General features: G+C 73.0%; 14 protein-coding genes. All 14 read left to right on the forward strand.

Annotated features, from left to right (window positions below; all coding sequences use genetic code 11):
• Window positions 1-251 precede the first annotated feature (251 nt).
• Window positions 252-869, forward strand: a complete 618-nt coding sequence (gene pyrR, locus VNG13_15730; GenBank protein HVA61967.1) for a bifunctional pyr operon transcriptional regulator/uracil phosphoribosyltransferase PyrR — start codon at window positions 252-254, stop codon at window positions 867-869.
• On the forward strand, window positions 866-1,795 hold the full coding sequence (locus VNG13_15735; GenBank protein ID HVA61968.1) for an aspartate carbamoyltransferase catalytic subunit: 930 nt from the start codon (window positions 866-868) through the stop codon (window positions 1,793-1,795). The genes pyrR and VNG13_15735 overlap by 4 nt, the downstream gene beginning before the upstream one ends.
• Window positions 1,792-3,081 carry a dihydroorotase gene (locus tag VNG13_15740; GenBank protein HVA61969.1) on the forward strand — a complete coding sequence of 430 codons (1,290 nt, stop codon included), beginning with the start codon at window positions 1,792-1,794 and terminating at the stop codon, window positions 3,079-3,081. Before VNG13_15735 ends, VNG13_15740 begins: the two co-directional genes overlap by 4 nt.
• An 8-nt stretch (window positions 3,082-3,089) precedes the next feature.
• Window positions 3,090-4,184, forward strand: a complete 1,095-nt coding sequence (carA, locus tag VNG13_15745; protein ID HVA61970.1) for a glutamine-hydrolyzing carbamoyl-phosphate synthase small subunit — start codon at window positions 3,090-3,092, stop codon at window positions 4,182-4,184.
• Window positions 4,184-7,453, forward strand: coding sequence for a carbamoyl-phosphate synthase large subunit (carB, locus tag VNG13_15750; GenBank protein ID HVA61971.1), 3,270 nt, complete (start codon window positions 4,184-4,186; stop codon window positions 7,451-7,453). Before carA ends, carB begins: the two co-directional genes overlap by 1 nt.
• Window positions 7,450-8,331: a dihydroorotate dehydrogenase electron transfer subunit gene (locus tag VNG13_15755; GenBank protein HVA61972.1), complete on the forward strand. Its 882-nt coding sequence runs from the start codon at window positions 7,450-7,452 to the stop codon at window positions 8,329-8,331. The genes carB and VNG13_15755 overlap by 4 nt, the downstream gene beginning before the upstream one ends.
• Window positions 8,328-9,401, forward strand: coding sequence for a dihydroorotate dehydrogenase (locus VNG13_15760; GenBank protein HVA61973.1), 1,074 nt, complete (start codon window positions 8,328-8,330; stop codon window positions 9,399-9,401). The genes VNG13_15755 and VNG13_15760 overlap by 4 nt, the downstream gene beginning before the upstream one ends.
• On the forward strand, window positions 9,398-10,093 hold the full coding sequence (gene pyrF, locus VNG13_15765) for an orotidine-5'-phosphate decarboxylase (protein ID HVA61974.1): 696 nt from the start codon (window positions 9,398-9,400) through the stop codon (window positions 10,091-10,093). The genes VNG13_15760 and pyrF overlap by 4 nt, the downstream gene beginning before the upstream one ends.
• A 126-nt stretch (window positions 10,094-10,219) precedes the next feature.
• A complete protein-coding gene (locus tag VNG13_15770) occupies window positions 10,220-12,829 on the forward strand; it encodes an EAL domain-containing protein (GenBank protein HVA61975.1) in 2,610 nt (869 codons plus the stop codon).
• Window positions 12,799-14,613, forward strand: a complete 1,815-nt coding sequence (locus VNG13_15775) for an ATP-binding protein (protein HVA61976.1) — start codon at window positions 12,799-12,801, stop codon at window positions 14,611-14,613. Before VNG13_15770 ends, VNG13_15775 begins: the two co-directional genes overlap by 31 nt.
• Window positions 14,610-15,035 (forward strand): response regulator, encoded by a 426-nt coding sequence (locus tag VNG13_15780; GenBank protein ID HVA61977.1) that lies wholly within the window; start codon window positions 14,610-14,612, stop codon window positions 15,033-15,035. The genes VNG13_15775 and VNG13_15780 overlap by 4 nt, the downstream gene beginning before the upstream one ends.
• 256 nt (window positions 15,036-15,291) lie before the next feature.
• On the forward strand, window positions 15,292-15,420 hold the full coding sequence (locus tag VNG13_15785) for a hypothetical protein (protein ID HVA61978.1): 129 nt from the start codon (window positions 15,292-15,294) through the stop codon (window positions 15,418-15,420).
• 78 nt (window positions 15,421-15,498) lie between these two features.
• Window positions 15,499-15,828: an integration host factor, actinobacterial type gene (gene mihF / locus VNG13_15790; protein ID HVA61979.1), complete on the forward strand. Its 330-nt coding sequence runs from the start codon at window positions 15,499-15,501 to the stop codon at window positions 15,826-15,828.
• Window positions 15,818-16,372 (forward strand): guanylate kinase, encoded by a 555-nt coding sequence (gene gmk / locus VNG13_15795; protein HVA61980.1) that lies wholly within the window; start codon window positions 15,818-15,820, stop codon window positions 16,370-16,372. The genes mihF and gmk overlap by 11 nt, the downstream gene beginning before the upstream one ends.
• Window positions 16,373-16,376: the final 4 nt, after the last annotated feature.

The following is a 16,376-nucleotide window of genomic DNA, read 5'->3' on the forward strand; positions in this document are numbered from 1 at the left end:
GCGTGGTGACCGCGGACCCCCAGGAGTCATCGCCTCGCTCCCAGTTACAGAGCGTAACGGTAAGTGCCCGAAGGTCGCTGGTCAAGGCCCATGCTCGGAACTCTGCGTGTCGGGCGATCACTCAGCGGCACGAAGCAACCCCGCCCGAGTGCGCTTCCGCGCTCGCTGGGGCGGGAATGCGGTACGGTGAACGCGCTTTCCCCGACGTCCTTTAAGACCCGTCCTGCGAGGCGGGGAAGGAGGTCCGGTTCGTGACAGCTGTCCCGAAACGGCCCCGGCCGGTGACCGGGGATCCCGCCGCGGCCCGCCCGGTGCTCGACGCCGATGGCGTGAGCCGGGCGTTGACGAGAATCGCCCACGAAGTCCTGGAACGCACCAAAGGCGGCGTGGACGTCGTCCTGCTCGGCATCCCCACCCGCGGCGTCACGCTGGCCCGCCGGTTGGCCGCGAAGATCAACGACGTCGAGGGCCGAGCCGTCCCGGCCGGCAGCGTCGACCCCACGCTCTACCGCGACGACCTGCGGCTGCGCGGCGTCCGGGCGCTCGCCGCGACCGACCTGCCGCCGGACGGCGTCGACGGCAAGGTGGTCGTGCTCGTCGACGACGTGCTGTTCTCCGGCCGGACGGTCCGGGCGGCGCTCGACGCGCTCGCCGACCTCGGCCGCCCGCAGTCGGTCCAGCTCGCAGTCCTCGTCGACCGGGGGCACCGCGAGCTGCCGATCCGGGCCGACTACGTCGGGAAGAACCTGCCGACCTCGCTGCGCGAGACCGTGCACGTGCTGCTGGCCGAGAACGACGGCCGCGACGCGGTCCTGCTCGGCCCGGCGGACCCCGCCGCCCCCGCCGCTTTCCCCGGGGCCGGGTCATGAACCGCCATCTGCTCTCCGCCGCGGACCTCAGCCGCGACGACGCCCTCCTCCTCCTCGACACCGCCGAGGAGCTCGCCCGGGTGGCTGACCGGCCGATCAAGAAGCTGCCCACCCTGCGCGGCCGGACCGTCGTCAACCTGTTCTTCGAGGACTCCACCCGGACCCGCACCAGCTTCGAGGTGGCCGCGAAGCGGCTGTCCGCGGATGTCATCAACTTCTCCGCGAAGGGGTCGAGCGTGTCCAAGGGCGAGTCGCTCAAGGACACGGCACTCACCCTCGAGGCGATGGGCGCCGACGCCGTCGTCGTCCGGCACTGGGCTTCCGGCGCGCCGCACCGGCTGGCGACCTGGATCCGCGGCTCGGTGATCAACGCCGGCGACGGGACCCACGAGCACCCCACCCAGGCCCTGCTCGACGCGTACACCATGCGCAGCCGGCTCGGCCGGATCGCCGATCTGCGGGTCGCGATCGTCGGCGATGTCCTGCACTCGCGCGTCGCCCGCTCCAACACGTTGCTCCTCGACACCCTCGGTGCGCACGTCACCGTGGTCGCACCGCCCACGCTGTTCCCGATGGGGATCGAGCGGTGGCCGGTCGAGGTCTCCTACGATCTCGACGCCGTGCTGCCGAAAAGCGACGTCGTCATGATGCTGCGGGTGCAGCGCGAGCGGATGAACGCGGCGTTCTTTCCCAGCGCCCGCGAGTACTCCCGGCGCTACGGGCTCGACGCCCGCCGGATGGCCCTGCTGCCCGACGACTCGATCGTCATGCACCCGGGCCCGATGAACCGGGGCATGGAGATCGCCGCCGAAGTCGCCGACTCGGTCCGCTCGACGATCGTCGAGCAGGTCGCCAACGGGGTCAGCGTCCGGATGGCGGCGCTCTACCTGCTGCTCGGCGGAGCGGTCGAAGGAACCGGCGGATGAGCGGCTGGCTGTTGACCGGGGCAAAGATCGTGGGTGCCCCTCCCCAGGACATTTTCTTCAACGATGGCCTCATCCTCGACGTCGCCGAGCACCTGAGCGCCCCGGCGGGAGCGACCGTCCTGGACGCCGGCGGGCTCATCGCCCTACCCGGCCTCGTGGACCTGCACACCCACCTTCGCGAGCCCGGCCGGGAGGACGCCGAAACCGTCGAGTCCGGCACGTTGGCGGCGGCGCTCGGCGGTTACACCGCGGTGCACGCGATGGCGAACACCGACCCGGTGGCCGACGTCGCCGGGGTGGTCGAGCAGGTCTGGCGGCTCGGTCGGGAAGCCGGGCACGCCGACGTGCACCCGGTCGGCGCGGTCACGGTCGGCCTGGCCGGGGCCCGGCTCGCCGAGCTCGGCGCGATGGCCGATTCCGCGGCCCGGGTCCGGGTGTTCTCCGACGACGGGAACTGCGTGGCCGACCCGGTCCTCATGCGCCGGGCCCTGGAATACGTCAAGGCCTTCGACGGGGTCATCGCGCAGCACGCTCAGGAGCCGCGGCTCACCGAGGGTGCGCAGATGAACGAGGGCGTGCGTTCCGGGGAGCTCGGCCTGACCGGTTGGCCGGCGGCCGCCGAGGAGGCGATCATCGCTCGGGACTGCGTGCTCGCCGGGCATGTCGGATCCCGGCTGCACGTCTGCCACGTGTCGACCGCCGGCTCGGTCGAGCTGATCCGGTGGGCCAAGGCCAAGGGTTGGCGGGTCACCGCGGAGGTGACGCCGCACCACCTGCTGCTGACCGAAGACCTCGTCGCCGGCTACGACCCGGTCTACAAGGTGAACCCCCCGCTGCGCACCGCCGAGGACGTCGAGGCGCTTCGGGCCGGCCTCGCCGACGGCACCATCGACGCGGTCGCCACCGACCACGCCCCGCACGCCCTGGAGGACAAGGAGACCGAGTGGGCGGCCGCCGCGTTCGGCATGCTCGGCCTCGAGACCGCGCTCGGCGTCGTCGTCGAGGCGATGGTGGAGACCGGGCGCCTCGACTGGGCCGGGCTCGCCGACCGGATGTCCACCAGGCCGGCACGGATCGGCGGGCTGTCCGGTCAGGGCGGTCGGATCACGCCGGGGGGGAAGGCCAACCTCACCCTCGTCGACCCCGCCGCCCGATGGCGGGTGGAGGCGTCCCAGCTGGCGTCGAAGAGCCGCAACACCCCGTTCGCGGGACTGGTGCTGCCGGCCCGGGTGGTCGCCACGTTCCTCGCCGGCCGGCCGACCGTGCTGGAAGGCAAGCCCACGTGAGCGGCGCGATGCTGGTCCTCGAAGATGGCCGCGTCTTCACCGGTTCGGCGTACGGCGCGCCCGGCGAGGCCCTCGGCGAGGCGGTGTTCAACACCGGCATGACCGGCTACCAGGAGACCCTCACCGACCCGTCCTACCACCGGCAGGTGGTCGTCATGACCGCCCCGCAGATCGGCAACACCGGGGTCAACGACGCCGACCCGGAGTCCGACCGGATCTGGGTGGCCGGGTACGCCGTCCGCGACCCGGCCCGGATCCCGAGCAACCACCGCGCCCGCGGCGGCCTCGCCGACGCTCTGGTCGCCCAGGGGGTGGTCGGCATCGCCGGGATCGACACCCGGGCGCTGACCCGCCATCTGCGGGAGCGCGGCGCGATGCGGGTCGGCGTCTCCAGTGTCGAGTCCGACCCGGCGGCGCTGCTGACCCGGGTCACCGCGAGCCCGGGAATGGTCGGCGCGGACCTTGCCCGGGAGGTGAGCACCGCCGAGCCCTACGTGGTCCCCGCGGCCGGTGAGGTGCGCTACCGGGTCGCCGCGCTGGACCTCGGGATCAAACGCTCGACGCCGGCCTACCTCGCCGAGCGGGGGGTCGAGACCCGTGTGCTGCCGGCGACGAGCACCGCCGCCGACCTGCTCGCTCACGAGCCGGACGGGGTGTTCTTCTCCAACGGGCCGGGTGATCCGGCCACCGCCGACTACGCGGTCGCGGCGATCCGCGGGGTGCTGGCCGCGGGGGTGCCGGTGTTTGGGATCTGCTTCGGCCACCAGGTGCTCGGCCGGGCCCTCGGGTTCGGCACCTACAAGTTGCGCTACGGCCACCGCGGGGTCAACCAGCCGGTCCAGGATCGGCGGACCGGCCGGGTGGCGATCACCAGCCACAACCACGGGTTCGCGGTCGACGCGCCGACCGGCGCGCCGGTGGACACCGAGTTCGGTCGGGTCGAGGTCAGCCACGTCAACCTCAACGACGGGGTGGTCGAAGGGCTGCGCTGCCTCGACCGCCCGGCCTTCTCGGTGCAGTACCACCCCGAGGCCGCACCGGGCCCGCACGACGCCACCGGCCTGTTCGCCGAGTTCACCCGGCTGATGGACGGGGGGCGCTGATGCCGCGCCGCGCGGACCTGTCCAGCGTCCTCGTCATCGGTTCCGGGCCGATCGTCATCGGCCAGGCCTGCGAGTTCGACTACTCCGGAACCCAGGCCTGCCGAGTCCTGCTCGACGAGGGGCTGCGGGTGATCCTGGTCAACTCCAACCCGGCGACGATCATGACCGACCCGGAGTTCGCCGACGCCACCTACATCGAGCCGATCACCCCGGAGGTGGTCCGCAAGGTGATCGAGCGGGAGCGCCCGGACGCGCTGCTGCCCACCCTCGGCGGGCAGACCGCGCTGAACACCGCGGTCGCCCTCGCCGAGTCCGGCGTCCTGGCGGAGTTCGGTGTCGAGCTCATCGGGGCGTCGATCGCGGCGATCCGGGCCGGGGAGGACCGGCAGGCTTTCAAGGACCTGGTCCGCGCCGCCGGTTGCGACGTGCCGGACAGCGCGGTCGTGCGCAGCCCCGCCGAAGCCCTCGACGTCGCCGCGCGGCTCGGCTATCCGCTGGTCGTCCGGCCTAGCTTCACGATGGGCGGCGGCGGGTCCGGGCTCGCCCGCGATCCCGAACAGCTCCGCGCGGCCGTGGCGGCCGGGATCGCCGCCAGCCCGTCCCGGGAGGTGCTCGTCGAGCAGAGCGTGCTCGGCTGGAAGGAGTTCGAGCTCGAGCTGATGCGGGACCGGGCCGACAACGTCGTCGTCGTCTGCTCGATCGAGAATCTCGACCCGATGGGCGTGCACACCGGGGACTCGATCACCGTCGCGCCGACGATGACCCTCACCGACCGCGAATACCAGCGGATGCGCGACGTCGGGATCGCGGTCATCCGCGCGGTCGGCGTCGACACCGGCGGCTCGAACATCCAGTTCGCGGTGAACCCGGCCGACGGCCGGCTGGTCGTCATCGAGATGAACCCCCGGGTGTCCCGGTCCTCGGCGCTCGCCTCGAAGGCCACCGGGTTCCCGATCGCGAAGATCGCCGCGCGGCTCGCGATCGGCTACACCCTCGACGAGATCCCGAACGACATCACCGGCGAGACCCCGGCCAGCTTCGAACCGACCCTCGACTACGTGGTCGTCAAGATCCCCCGGTTCGCCTTCGAGAAGTTCCCGGCGGCCGACCCGGAACTGACGACGACGATGAAGAGCGTCGGCGAGGCGATGGCCCTGGGTCGGTCCTTCCCGGAGGCGCTACAGAAGGCGATGCGCTCGCTGGAGCTGCCCGGGGCGGCGTTCTCCTGGGCCGACCCGCCCCGGCCCGATGCCCTCGCCCGCTGCCGGATGGCACACGAGCGCCGGCTGCACGACGTCCTCGACGCCCTCCGGCTCGGCCATTCGGTCGCCGAGGTCAGCGCGGCGTCGACGATCGACCCGTGGTTCGTCGACCAGGTGGCCCTGATCGACGAGGTGAGCCGCACCGTCTCCCTCGAGCCGGCGGCGCTGCGCCGGGCGAAGCGGCACGGCTTCTCCGACCGGCAGATCGCCGAGCTGCTGAGCACCAGCGAGGACCGGATCCGGGAGATCCGGCACCGGTTCGGCGTCCGCCCGGTGTACAAGACGGTCGACACCTGCGCCGCCGAGTTCGCCGCCAGAACCCCCTACCACTACTCCAGCTACGACGAGGAGACCGAGGTCGCGGGCTCGGACCGACCCAAGGTGATCATCCTGGGAAGTGGCCCCAACCGGATCGGGCAGGGCATCGAGTTCGACTACGCCTGCGTGCACGCCAGCTTCGCCCTCGCCGAGGCGGGCTACGAGACGGTCATGGTGAACTGCAACCCGGAGACCGTCTCCACCGACTACGACACCAGCGGCCGGCTCTATTTCGAGCCGCTGACCTTCGAGGACGTCCTCGAGGTGGTGCACGCGGAGCAGGCGACCGGCCAGCTGGTCGGTGTTGTCGTGCAGCTCGGCGGCCAGACGCCGCTCGGCCTGGCCCGGCGGCTGGAGGCGGCCGGCGTGCCGATCGTCGGGACGCCCCCGGAGGCGATCCACCTGGCCGAGGACCGCGGGTCATTCGGCCGGGTCCTCGCGGCGGCCGGCCTGCCGGCCCCGCGGCACGGAACCGCGACGTCGTTCCCGGAGGCGAAGGCGATCGCCGACACGATCGGGTACCCGGTGCTGGTCCGTCCCTCCTACGTGCTCGGCGGTCGCGGGATGGAGATCGTCTACGACGAGTCGATGCTCGGCGGCTACATCGAGCGGGCCACCCAGATCAGCCCCGAGCACCCGGTGCTCGTCGACCGGTTCCTCGACGATGCCGTCGAGATCGACGTGGATGCGCTGTTCGACGGGACCGAGCTGTTCCTCGGCGGGGTCATGGAGCACATCGAGGAGGCCGGCATCCACTCCGGCGACTCGGCCTGCGCGCTGCCCCCGATCACCCTCGGCCGCGGCGAGATCGAGCAGATCCGCCGCTCCACCGAGGCCATCGCCCGGGGCGTCGGGGTCCGGGGCCTGCTCAACGTCCAGTACGCCCTGGCCGGCGACACCCTGTACGTGCTCGAGGCGAACCCGCGGGCCAGCCGGACGGTGCCGTTCGTGTCGAAGGCCACCGCCGTCCCGCTGGCGAAGGCGGCCGCCCGGATCATGCTCGGGGCGAGCATCGCCGAGCTTCGGACCGCCGGGATGCTGCCCGCCGGGGACGGGGCCGACCTGCCCTTCGACGCGCCGGTGTCGGTCAAGGAGGCGGTGCTTCCGTTCGGCCGGTTCCTCGGCGTCGACACCATCCTCGGCCCGGAGATGAAGTCCACCGGCGAGGTGATGGGCATCGACGACACGTTCGGCACCGCGTTCGCCAAGTCGCAGGAGGCCGCGTACGGGGGGATCCCGACCAAGGGGCGGGTGTTCGTCAGCGTCGCGAACCGGGACAAGCGGGCGATGGTCTGGCCGGTGAAACGGCTGGCCGACCTCGGCTTCGACGTCCTCGCCACCGAGGGAACGGCGGACGTGCTCCGGCGCAACGGGGTGGCCGCCACCGTGGTCCGCAAGCACTCCGCCGGCCGGGGACCCGCCGGGGAACCCACGGTGGTCGAGATGATCCTCGACGGCGGCGTCGACCTGATCGTCAACACGCCGTTCGGGGTCGGCCCGCGGCTCGACGGGTACGAGATTCGCACCGCCGCGGTGACCCGGGGGGTCCCCTGCGTGACGACCGTCCAGGGGCTGGGCGCCTGCGTCCAGGGCATCGAGGCGCTGGTCCGCGGTGACGTCGGGGTGCGCCCGTTGCAGGAACATCACGCCCGGCTCGCCGCCGGCCGAGCCGCGAGAGGAGTCGGATGAGCCCGGTCCAGGTCCGCGGGGAGGTTCTGACCGTCAAGCAGATGGGCGCCTACCACGCCATGACCGTGGTGGCGTCCGGGATCGCCGAGCACACCCGGCCCGGCCAGTTCGTCGCGGTCGCGGTCGGTGGTGAGGGCTCGGCGATGCTCTGCCGGCGGGCGTTCTCGGTGTACCAGGTCCGCGAGCGCGGGGTGTACGGCGGGACCGTCGAGTTCGTCTTCGCGGTGACCGGGCAGGGCACGGCCTGGCTGGCCCGGCAGCGACCGCACGACCCGATCGACGTCGTGGGCCCGCTGGGCCGCCCGTTCGGCCTTCCGCGCAGCCCGGCGAACTGCCTGCTGGTCGGGGGCGGGTACGGCTCCGCGCCGCTCTTCCCGCTCGCCGAGGCGCTGCGCGGCCGCGGCTGCCGGGTCGACGTCGTGCTGGGCGCGGCGACGGCGGATCGCCTGTTCGGTGCCCTGGACGCGAAGCGGATGGCCGCGAGCGTCGTGTTCACCACCGAGGACGGGTCCTACGGGGAGGCCGGGCGGGTTTCCGACGTGCTGGCCGACATCATCGACCGGACCCGGACCGAGGTTGTCTACGCCTGCGGCCCGATGCCGATGCTCGAAGCGGTCACCCGGATCGCGGCGGAGGCCGACGGGGGTGTCGGGATCCCGGTCCAGGTCGCGGTCGAGGAGTCGATGGCCTGCGGGATCGGGGTGTGCATGACCTGCGTGCTCCCGGTCGTCGGGGACGACGGGGTCACCCGGATGGTGCGCTCCTGCGTGGAGGGCCCGGTGTTCCGCGGCGAGCGCGTACGTTGGCCGGATCTCGGCAGCGTCCCGGGCGACGCGCTCGGGGCCCTCGCCGGCGCGGAAGGGGGCCGGGACCGGTGAGCGACGGGGTGATCGTCACCGGCCGGCCGGGCCCCGACCGCCCCCCGGTCGACGTGGACCTGCGGACCGTGCTCGGCGGGGTGGAGTTCCCGAACCCGGTGTTCACCGCCTCGGGTTGCGCCGCCGCCGGTCAGGAGCTCGGCCAGTTCTTCGACGTGGCAGTCCTGGGCGGGATCGTCACCAAGTCCATCATGCTCGGTCCGCGCAGCGGCCGCCCGACGCCGCGGATGGCGGAAACCCCGAGCGGCCTGCTGAACTCGATCGGCCTCCAGGGGCCGGGGATCGACGCGTTCCTCGACAAGGACCTGCCCTGGCTCGTCGAACACGGTGCCCGCGCCGTCGTGTCGATCGCCGGCGGCAGCGTCGACGAGTACACCAAGCTCGCCGCCCGGCTGCGCGGCAGCCCGGTCAGCCTGCTCGAGGTGAACATCTCGTGCCCCAACGTCGACGACCGGGGGCAGGTGTTCGCCTGCGACCCGCGAGCCGCCGCGGAGGTCATCGCCGCGGTGCGGCGCACCACGAACAGCGCCGTCCCGGTCTTCGCCAAGCTCTCCCCGGACGTGACCGACATCGTCGCGGTCGCCCGGTCCTGCGTGCAGGCCGGCGCCGACGGCCTGTCGATGATCAACACCATGCTCGGCATGGCGATCGACACGACCCGGATGCGCCCGGTCCTCGCCGGGGTGACCGGTGGCCTGTCCGGTCCGGCGATCCGCCCGGTCGCGGTCCGCTGCGTCTGGCAGGTGCACGCGGCGCTGCCGCAGGTCCCGATCCTCGGGATGGGGGGCATCCGGACCGGCCACGACGCGCTGGAGTTCCTGCTCGCCGGTGCCTCCGCGGTCAGCGTCGGCACGGTGGTCTTCCACGACCCGCGGGCACCCGTCCGGGTCCTCGGCGAGCTGAGTCGGCTGCTCGCCGACCGCGGCGTCGCGCGGGTGTCCGACGTCGTTGGCCTGGCCCATCACCCACCCGAGCCCTCGATCCCCGCGGCCGCGGACCCACCCGGGGACGCCGAGGAGCTACCCGAGCCGCCGGCCCGCCGACCGGTCAGCTTCGAGGACGTCCGGTGAACGAACGGGCCCCGATCGCGGTCGCCCTCGACGCTCCCGACATCGTGACGGCGGCCGCCTGGGCGGCCGCCGTCACCCCCTACGTCTCAACGGTCAAGGTCGGGCTGGGCCTGTTCTGCCGGTCCGGCCCCGGGATCGTCGAAGCGGTCCGCGGGGCCAGCGGGGTGGATCTTTTTCTCGACCTCAAGCTGCACGACATCCCGGCCCAGGTCGCCCTTGCGGCGAGGTCCGTTGCCAGGTTGAAGCCGCGCTACCTGACCGCGCACGCGCTCGGCGGCGCGGCGATGGTGCGGGCGGCGGTCGAGGCCGCCCCGGAGGTCGCCATCGCGGGGGTCACCGTGCTCACCTCCCTCGACGCCGGGGACCTGGCCGCCGTCGGCGTGTCCGGACCACCTGCGGATGCGGTGCGCCGGCTGGCGGTTCTCGCGGTGGGGGCCGGTGCGCGGGCGCTGGTCTGCTCCCCGCAGGAGGTTGCGCTGGTCCGGGCCGAGGTCGGCCCGGACGTCACGCTGATCACGCCGGGCGTCCGGCCGGCGGGCGACGACGCGCAGGACCAGGCCCGGGTCGCCACCCCGGAGCGCGCGCTCGCCGACGGCGCCGACCTGCTGGTCATCGGCCGGCCGATCACCGGCGCCGCCGACCCAGGTGCGGTCGCCGCCCGGCTGGCTGCGGCGATCGGCCGAGCCGGCTAGCCAGAACGGCCCAGGCCGTCCTGGCCAGTTCGGGTCGTCTCTTGGCCATTTATGCCCCGAACCCGATCTAGACCGGCCGCTTCGGGTCATGCTGGCGACGCCCACCACCCCGAAGGCGAGGCAAAGATGGCTGGTCCCAACGGGGGCCGCCTGGTCGTCCTCCTCGTAGAGGACGACCCCGACCATGCCTTCATCCTGACCCGTGGGCTCGCCGGTCTCGACGCCCCGCAGGTCCACGTGGAGCATGTCGGCTCGGCCGCCGCGGCGGTCGAGGCGCTGGCCGCCGGGAGTCCGATCGACTGCGTGCTCTGCGACCTCACCCTGCCCGATGCCCGCGGGCTCGAGGCCCTCGAGATGGTGCGCCGCGCGGCCGGCGACGTCCCGATCGTCGTCCTCACCGGAAACGACAGCGACGCGCTCGGGGTGACGGCGCTACAGACCGGGGCGCAGGACTACCTGGTCAAAGGCCGCGTCGACCCGGCGCTGATCGCCCGTTCGCTGCGCTTCGCCATCGAGCGCAGCGCCCGGGCCCGGGCCGAGCGTTCCCAGGTCGCCATCGCCGATCGCCTCCGCCTCGTCCTCGAGGCGATCGCCGAGGGGATCTGCTGGCTCGACCGCGACGGCCGGTGCACCTACCTCAACCCGGGGGCCGCGGAGATCATCGGATACCGGGCGGGGGACGTGGCGGGCGCCCGGTGGCACGACCTGGTCGGCTGTCGCGGACCCGACGACGAGTGCGGCCTGGAGGCGGCTCTGTCCAGCGCCGAGCCGGTCGACCTGGGGGACCAGATCCTCACCCGGGCCGACGGCTCGGCGATCGTGGTCGAGGCGCGGGTCCGGCCGATCTTCGACGACGACGAGGCAGCCGTCGCCGGGGTGGTGGTCACCTTCACCGACGTGACGGCCGCCCGGCGCGCGCAGACTGCGCTGGTCAACCGTGAGGCGCAGCTCGCGGAAGCCCAGCGGGTCGCCCGGCTCGGCAGCTTCGAACACGACCTGGTCACCGGGCGCGTCGACTCCTCGCCCGAGCTGGGCCGCCTGCTCGGCATCCCCCCCGAGCAGATGCCGCACACCGACGCCCTGTTCGCCGCATACGTGACCCGGGTGCCGCCCAGCGAGCGGCCGGCGGTCACCGAGCTGCTGCGCCGGGCGGCGACCGCCGGGATCCCGGTGAGCTTCCAGCACCGCCTGAACCATCCGGACGGCACGCAACGCTGGCTGGACTGCCGGATCGAGGTCCGCAACCGGGGCTCGAACGGGCACCCGACGAAGGTGGTCGGGGCGGTTCAGGACGTGACCGACCAGAAGCTCGCCGAGGACGCCGTCGCGCATGCCGCCGTGCACGACGCCCTCACCGGCCTGGCGAACCGGGTGCTGCTCGCCGACCGGCTGGAACGGGCCCTGCTGGTGGCCCGGCGCCGCGCCGGCTTCGTCGGCGTGATCTTCCTGGACCTCGACCGGTTCAAGCTGCTCAACGACAGCCTGAGCCATCGGGTGGGCGATCAGCTGCTGGTGCAGGTCGCCGGCGCGTTGAGCGAGGCGATCCGCCTCCCGGACACGCTGGCGCGTTTCGGCGGGGACGAGTTCGTGGTGCTGTGCGAGGACCTGCGCGACGAGCGCGCGGTGCTCGACGTGGCGGAGCGGCTCGCCGCCGCGCTGACCCGGCCGTTCAACGTCGGCGACCGCGAGGTCCGGGTGACCGCCAGCATGGGCATCGCGCTGGCCGGGCCCGGCACCATCGGCGACACCGAGGGCTTGCTGCGCGACGCCGACGCGGCGATGTACCGGGCGAAGGAGGCCGGTCGCGGTCGCTACGAGGTCTTCGACGCCCGGATGCGGGCCGCCGTGCGCAGCCGGATGGACACCGAGCAGGCGCTGCGGTCCGCGCTCGACCGGGATGAGATCACCGTCTTCTATCAGCCGATCGTCGACCTGATGACCCAGAGCGTGGTCGCCGTCGAGGCGCTGGCCCGCTGGTCGCACCCGCAGCACGGGATCAGGGATCCGGCCAGCTTCATCCCGATCGCCGAGGAAACCGGCATGATCGAGGAGCTCGGCCGCCGGGTCCTCGACCTGTCGTGTCGCACCGTCGTGGACTGGAACCGGACCCGGGGCGCCGTGCCGCTCTGGTTGTCGGTGAACCTCTCCCCGCGCCAGCTGAACCGGGCGAACTCCGATCGCGCGCTGCTCGACACGGCGAGCCGGTCCGGCCTGGCGCCGCATCTGCTCTGCCTGGAGATCACCGAGTCCCTGCTCCTGGCCGACGATCCGGTCATCCACGCCGCCTTGAACAGCCTGCGCCAGGACGGGGTCATGCTCGCGATCGACGATTTCGGCACGGGCTACTCGTCGCTGGCCTACCTCCAGCGCCTCGACGTGGACATCCTCAAGATCGATCGGAGCTTCGTCGACGGGTTGGACCGCGACCCGGACCGGTTGGCGATCGTCACCGCGGTGGTCCGGCTGGCCGATGCCCTGCGGCTGAGGGTCATCGCTGAGGGGTCGAGGACCGCGCGCAGCTCGCGGAGCTGCTGGCCCTCGACGTGGCGTTCGCGCAGGGCTACCTGCTGGGCCGCCCGGCGCCCGCGACCGCGCTCGACTGGCTGCGCTCGCCCGCGGGCAGCGTGGTCCCGCCCGCCGTCCCTGTCCCGCGCGACGCCGGAGCCGATGTCCGGGCGGCACTCCCAGGCGAAGGGGGCTGACCGATGCAGCCCGCGCAGACCGCGCTCGACATGATCCACATCGCCGAGGTGCTGGCCTTCGGCGGCGTGCTGCTGGCGATCCTGCGCCGCCGCCCGCCCCGCCCGGCCGGCACGGCCTGGCTGGTCGGGATCTTCGGCATCTTCACCGCGATCACCCTGCTCGGCGTCTGGGCCCCCCGGCCGACCCACTCCTTGGGCTATCTCCTCTATGCCAAGGTCGTGCTCGCCGTCCTGTTCATCGTCCCCTACCTGTTCGTGCGGCTCGCCGAGGCGCTGGCCGGCATCGGCGGCCGACGCCTGGCGACGGCGTGCACCTTGGCGGTGCTGGTCGGCACCGCCGCCCTACCCCGACTGCCGTTGCGTGGGGAGCGCCGCCCGGTCTGGTTCTGGATCTGGCTCGCCGTCGCGCTGCTCGCCTGGGTGGTCCAGTCGTTCATCTCCGGGACCGGCTTGTGGCGAGCCGGTCGGGGACAGCCCACCGTGGTGCGCCGCCGGCTCCGCTTGCTCGCCTCCGGGACCCTGGCGCTCGCGGTGACCCTCGTCGTGAGCGGATTCGGCCCGGCCAGCAACCCGACGTCGTTCCAGGTGGTCGTCGCGGGCATGGCGCTGGTGTCCATCCTGCTGTTCGTCCTCGCCTTCGCCCTGCCGGGTTTCCTGCGCGTTCTCTGGCGCCAGCCCGAAGCGCGCCAGCTGGCCGAGGCCGAGGCGGAGCTGATGTCGGCGCTCACGCCCGAGCGGGTCGCGGGGCTCTTGCTGCCGCACATCACCCGGCTGGTCGGCGGATCCGGGGCGGCGCTGCTCGGCCTGGACGGGCGATGCATCGACTCATACCGGATGAGCCCGGACGATCTGGCCCGGGCCGCCGGCGAGCTGCCAGGCTCCGGGGACGGCGGCACCTGCCAGCTGCCCGGCGATCTGGTGGCCTGCCGGCTCCAGTCGGCCTGGCTGGTCGCTCAGGTCTCGGCGGCCACGCCGCTCTTCGGCGCCGACGAGATGCACCTGCTCGAAACCCTCGGTCAGCGCGCCGACCTCGCACTGGCCCGGGGGCACGCCTACGCCGAGGAGCAGCGGGCCCGGGACCGGGCCGAGGCGGCCAACGAGGAGTTGCAGAGCGTGCTGTACAGCGTCTCGCACGACCTGCGGAGCCCGCTGATCTCCCTCGCCGGCTACCTCGGGTATCTGCGCGAGGACTACGGCGAGCTCCTGCCGGACGGCGCCGGGCACTACCTGAGCCGGATGGATGCGAACGTCGCCTACATGACGGATCTGATCCAGGACCTGCTCGACCTGTCCCGGGTCGGTCGGGCGGACACCTCCGCGATCGAGGTCGAGGTGCGCCGCCTGGCCGCCGAGGTCGCGGACGAGGTCGAGAGCCAGCACCCCGGGGTGCGGGTCGCCGTCGAGGAGCCACTGCCCGTGCTCTGGATGAACGATCTGCGGAGCCGGCAGCTGTTCACCAACCTCATCGAGAACGCGGTCCGCCACTCCGGTCGTCCGGACGTGACCGTCACGGTCCGCGCCACCGCGCAACTCGACGGCGCGGCGCTCGTCACCGTGACCGACGACGGGGTCGGGGTCCCGGAGGCCTACCGGGAGCAGGTCTTCCGGATGTTCGAACGGCTCGAGCCGGCCGGCGGCGGTAGCCCGGGAACCGGGATCGGGCTAGCCGTCTGCCGACGGATCATGGAGTCGGCCGGCGGGCGGATCGAGCTGGCCGCCCGGCCGGGCGGCGGCGCTTGCGTGCAGATGTGGTTTCCGGCCGCCCTGGTCCGGCGCTGGCCGGCATTCGCCACTAGCGGATCGGATGGTTCGGCATGACGACCCGCGTGCTGATCGCGGAGGACAACCCGGACCACGCGTTCTTCACCGCGCGCGGTTTCCGCGCCCCCGGGGTCGAGATCGAGACCGTCTCGGACGGGGCCGCCGCGCTCGACTTCCTGCACCGGCGCGGCGAGTACGCCGATCGGTCTCGCCCACACCTGATCGTCCTCGATCTGAAGATGCCGAAGGTCGACGGGCTCGGTGTGCTGCGTGAGATCAAGGAGTCGGCCGAGCTGCGGACGATCCCGACCGTGGTGCTGTCCTCCTCGGACCGGCGCGAGGACATCGAGAGCACCTACCGGCTCGGCGGCAACGCCTATTCGGTGAAGGGGGCCACCCTCGACGGCCTGCGCGACGGCGTCCGCGCCCTCGCCGAGTACTGGAGCGAGCTCACCCGGCTGCCCAGCCCGCCCGAGTAGCGGCTTACCGGCCCCGAACGGAACGGCAACCGTCCCCCGACCCGGGGGCCACCATGAGGAAGACCGCCATCCCGGTCCTGTTCGGCACCGCGCTCGCGGTCGCCCCCGGGCGGCGCCGTCCACCACCACGTCGGACAGCTGCCCGACCGGGCGCCGGACGCACCCGGGACCCGAGAAGGCCGCCTTCAGCGGGGCGATCACGGCCACCGAGCCGATCGGCTACCGCCGGGTCGACCTGGAGCATGCGGATCTCACGGTGCTGTCCAAGGACATCCGATTCTCCTTGCAGATCAACGGGAAAGCGGCGAGCCCGGCGCGGATCTACCTCGGCGACCGGCGGACCCGACCGTCGAGCGACCCGTTCGTGATGCAACGCCGCCGCTAGGAGAAGAGCCGGTCACGTTGCCGGGAGGGCCTCGAAGTCGCTAGCGTTCGCGCGCGTGCCGACAACCGAGGTGACCACGTGCCGATCCCGCACCTGACCGCCGAACAGCGCGCCGCCGCGCTGGCCAAGGCCACGGCGGCCCGCCGCGCCCGGGCCGTCGTGAAAGACCGGCTCAAGCACGCCGGCGCCTCGCTCACCGACGTTCTCGACAGCGGCGAGCGGGACGACGTGGTGGGCAAGATGAAGGTCTCGGCCGTCCTGGAGGCGATGCCGGGCGTCGGCAAGATCCGGGCTCAGCGGATCATGGAGCAGCTCGGGATCTCCCCGTCCCGTCGGGTCCGCGGGCTCGGGGCGAACCAGCGGGCGGCCCTCGAACGCGAGTTCGCCACCGGCGCCAGTGACGGCTGAACGCCGGCTCACCGTCGTGTCCGGACCGTCCGGCGTCGGCAAGGGCAGCGTGGTCGCCGAGGTCCGGCGCAGCCATCCGGAGGTCTGGGTCTCGGTGTCGCTGACCACCCGGGCGCCGCGCCCCGGTGACATCGACGGCGTGACCTACCGGTTCGTCGACCCGGCCGAGTTCGAGCGGGCGGCCGCGGCCGGGGAGCTGCTCGAGCACGCCAGCTACGCGGGCCACCGGTACGGCACGCCGAAGCGGCCCGTGCTGGAGCGGCTGGCCGCCGGGCAGCCGGCGCTGCTGGAGATCGACCTGCAGGGCGCTCGGCAGGTGCGGGCGGCGATGCCGGAGGCCTTCCTCGTCTTCCTGGCGCCGCCGTCCTGGGAGGAGCTGGTCCGCCGGCTGGCCGGGCGAGGGACCGAAGACGCGGTCCGGCGTCGGGCCCGGCTCGACCGCGCCCGGGTGGAGCTGGCCTCCGAGGACGAGTTCGACGCGGTGGTCGTCAACGATCACGTCGAGAGCGCGGCCGGCCGGCTGGTAGCCTTGATGTCTGGCTGACTGC

It is taken from the genome of Mycobacteriales bacterium (genome assembly GCA_035533475.1).
Lineage (GTDB): Bacteria > Actinomycetota > Actinomycetes > DATLTS01 > DATLTS01 > DATLTS01.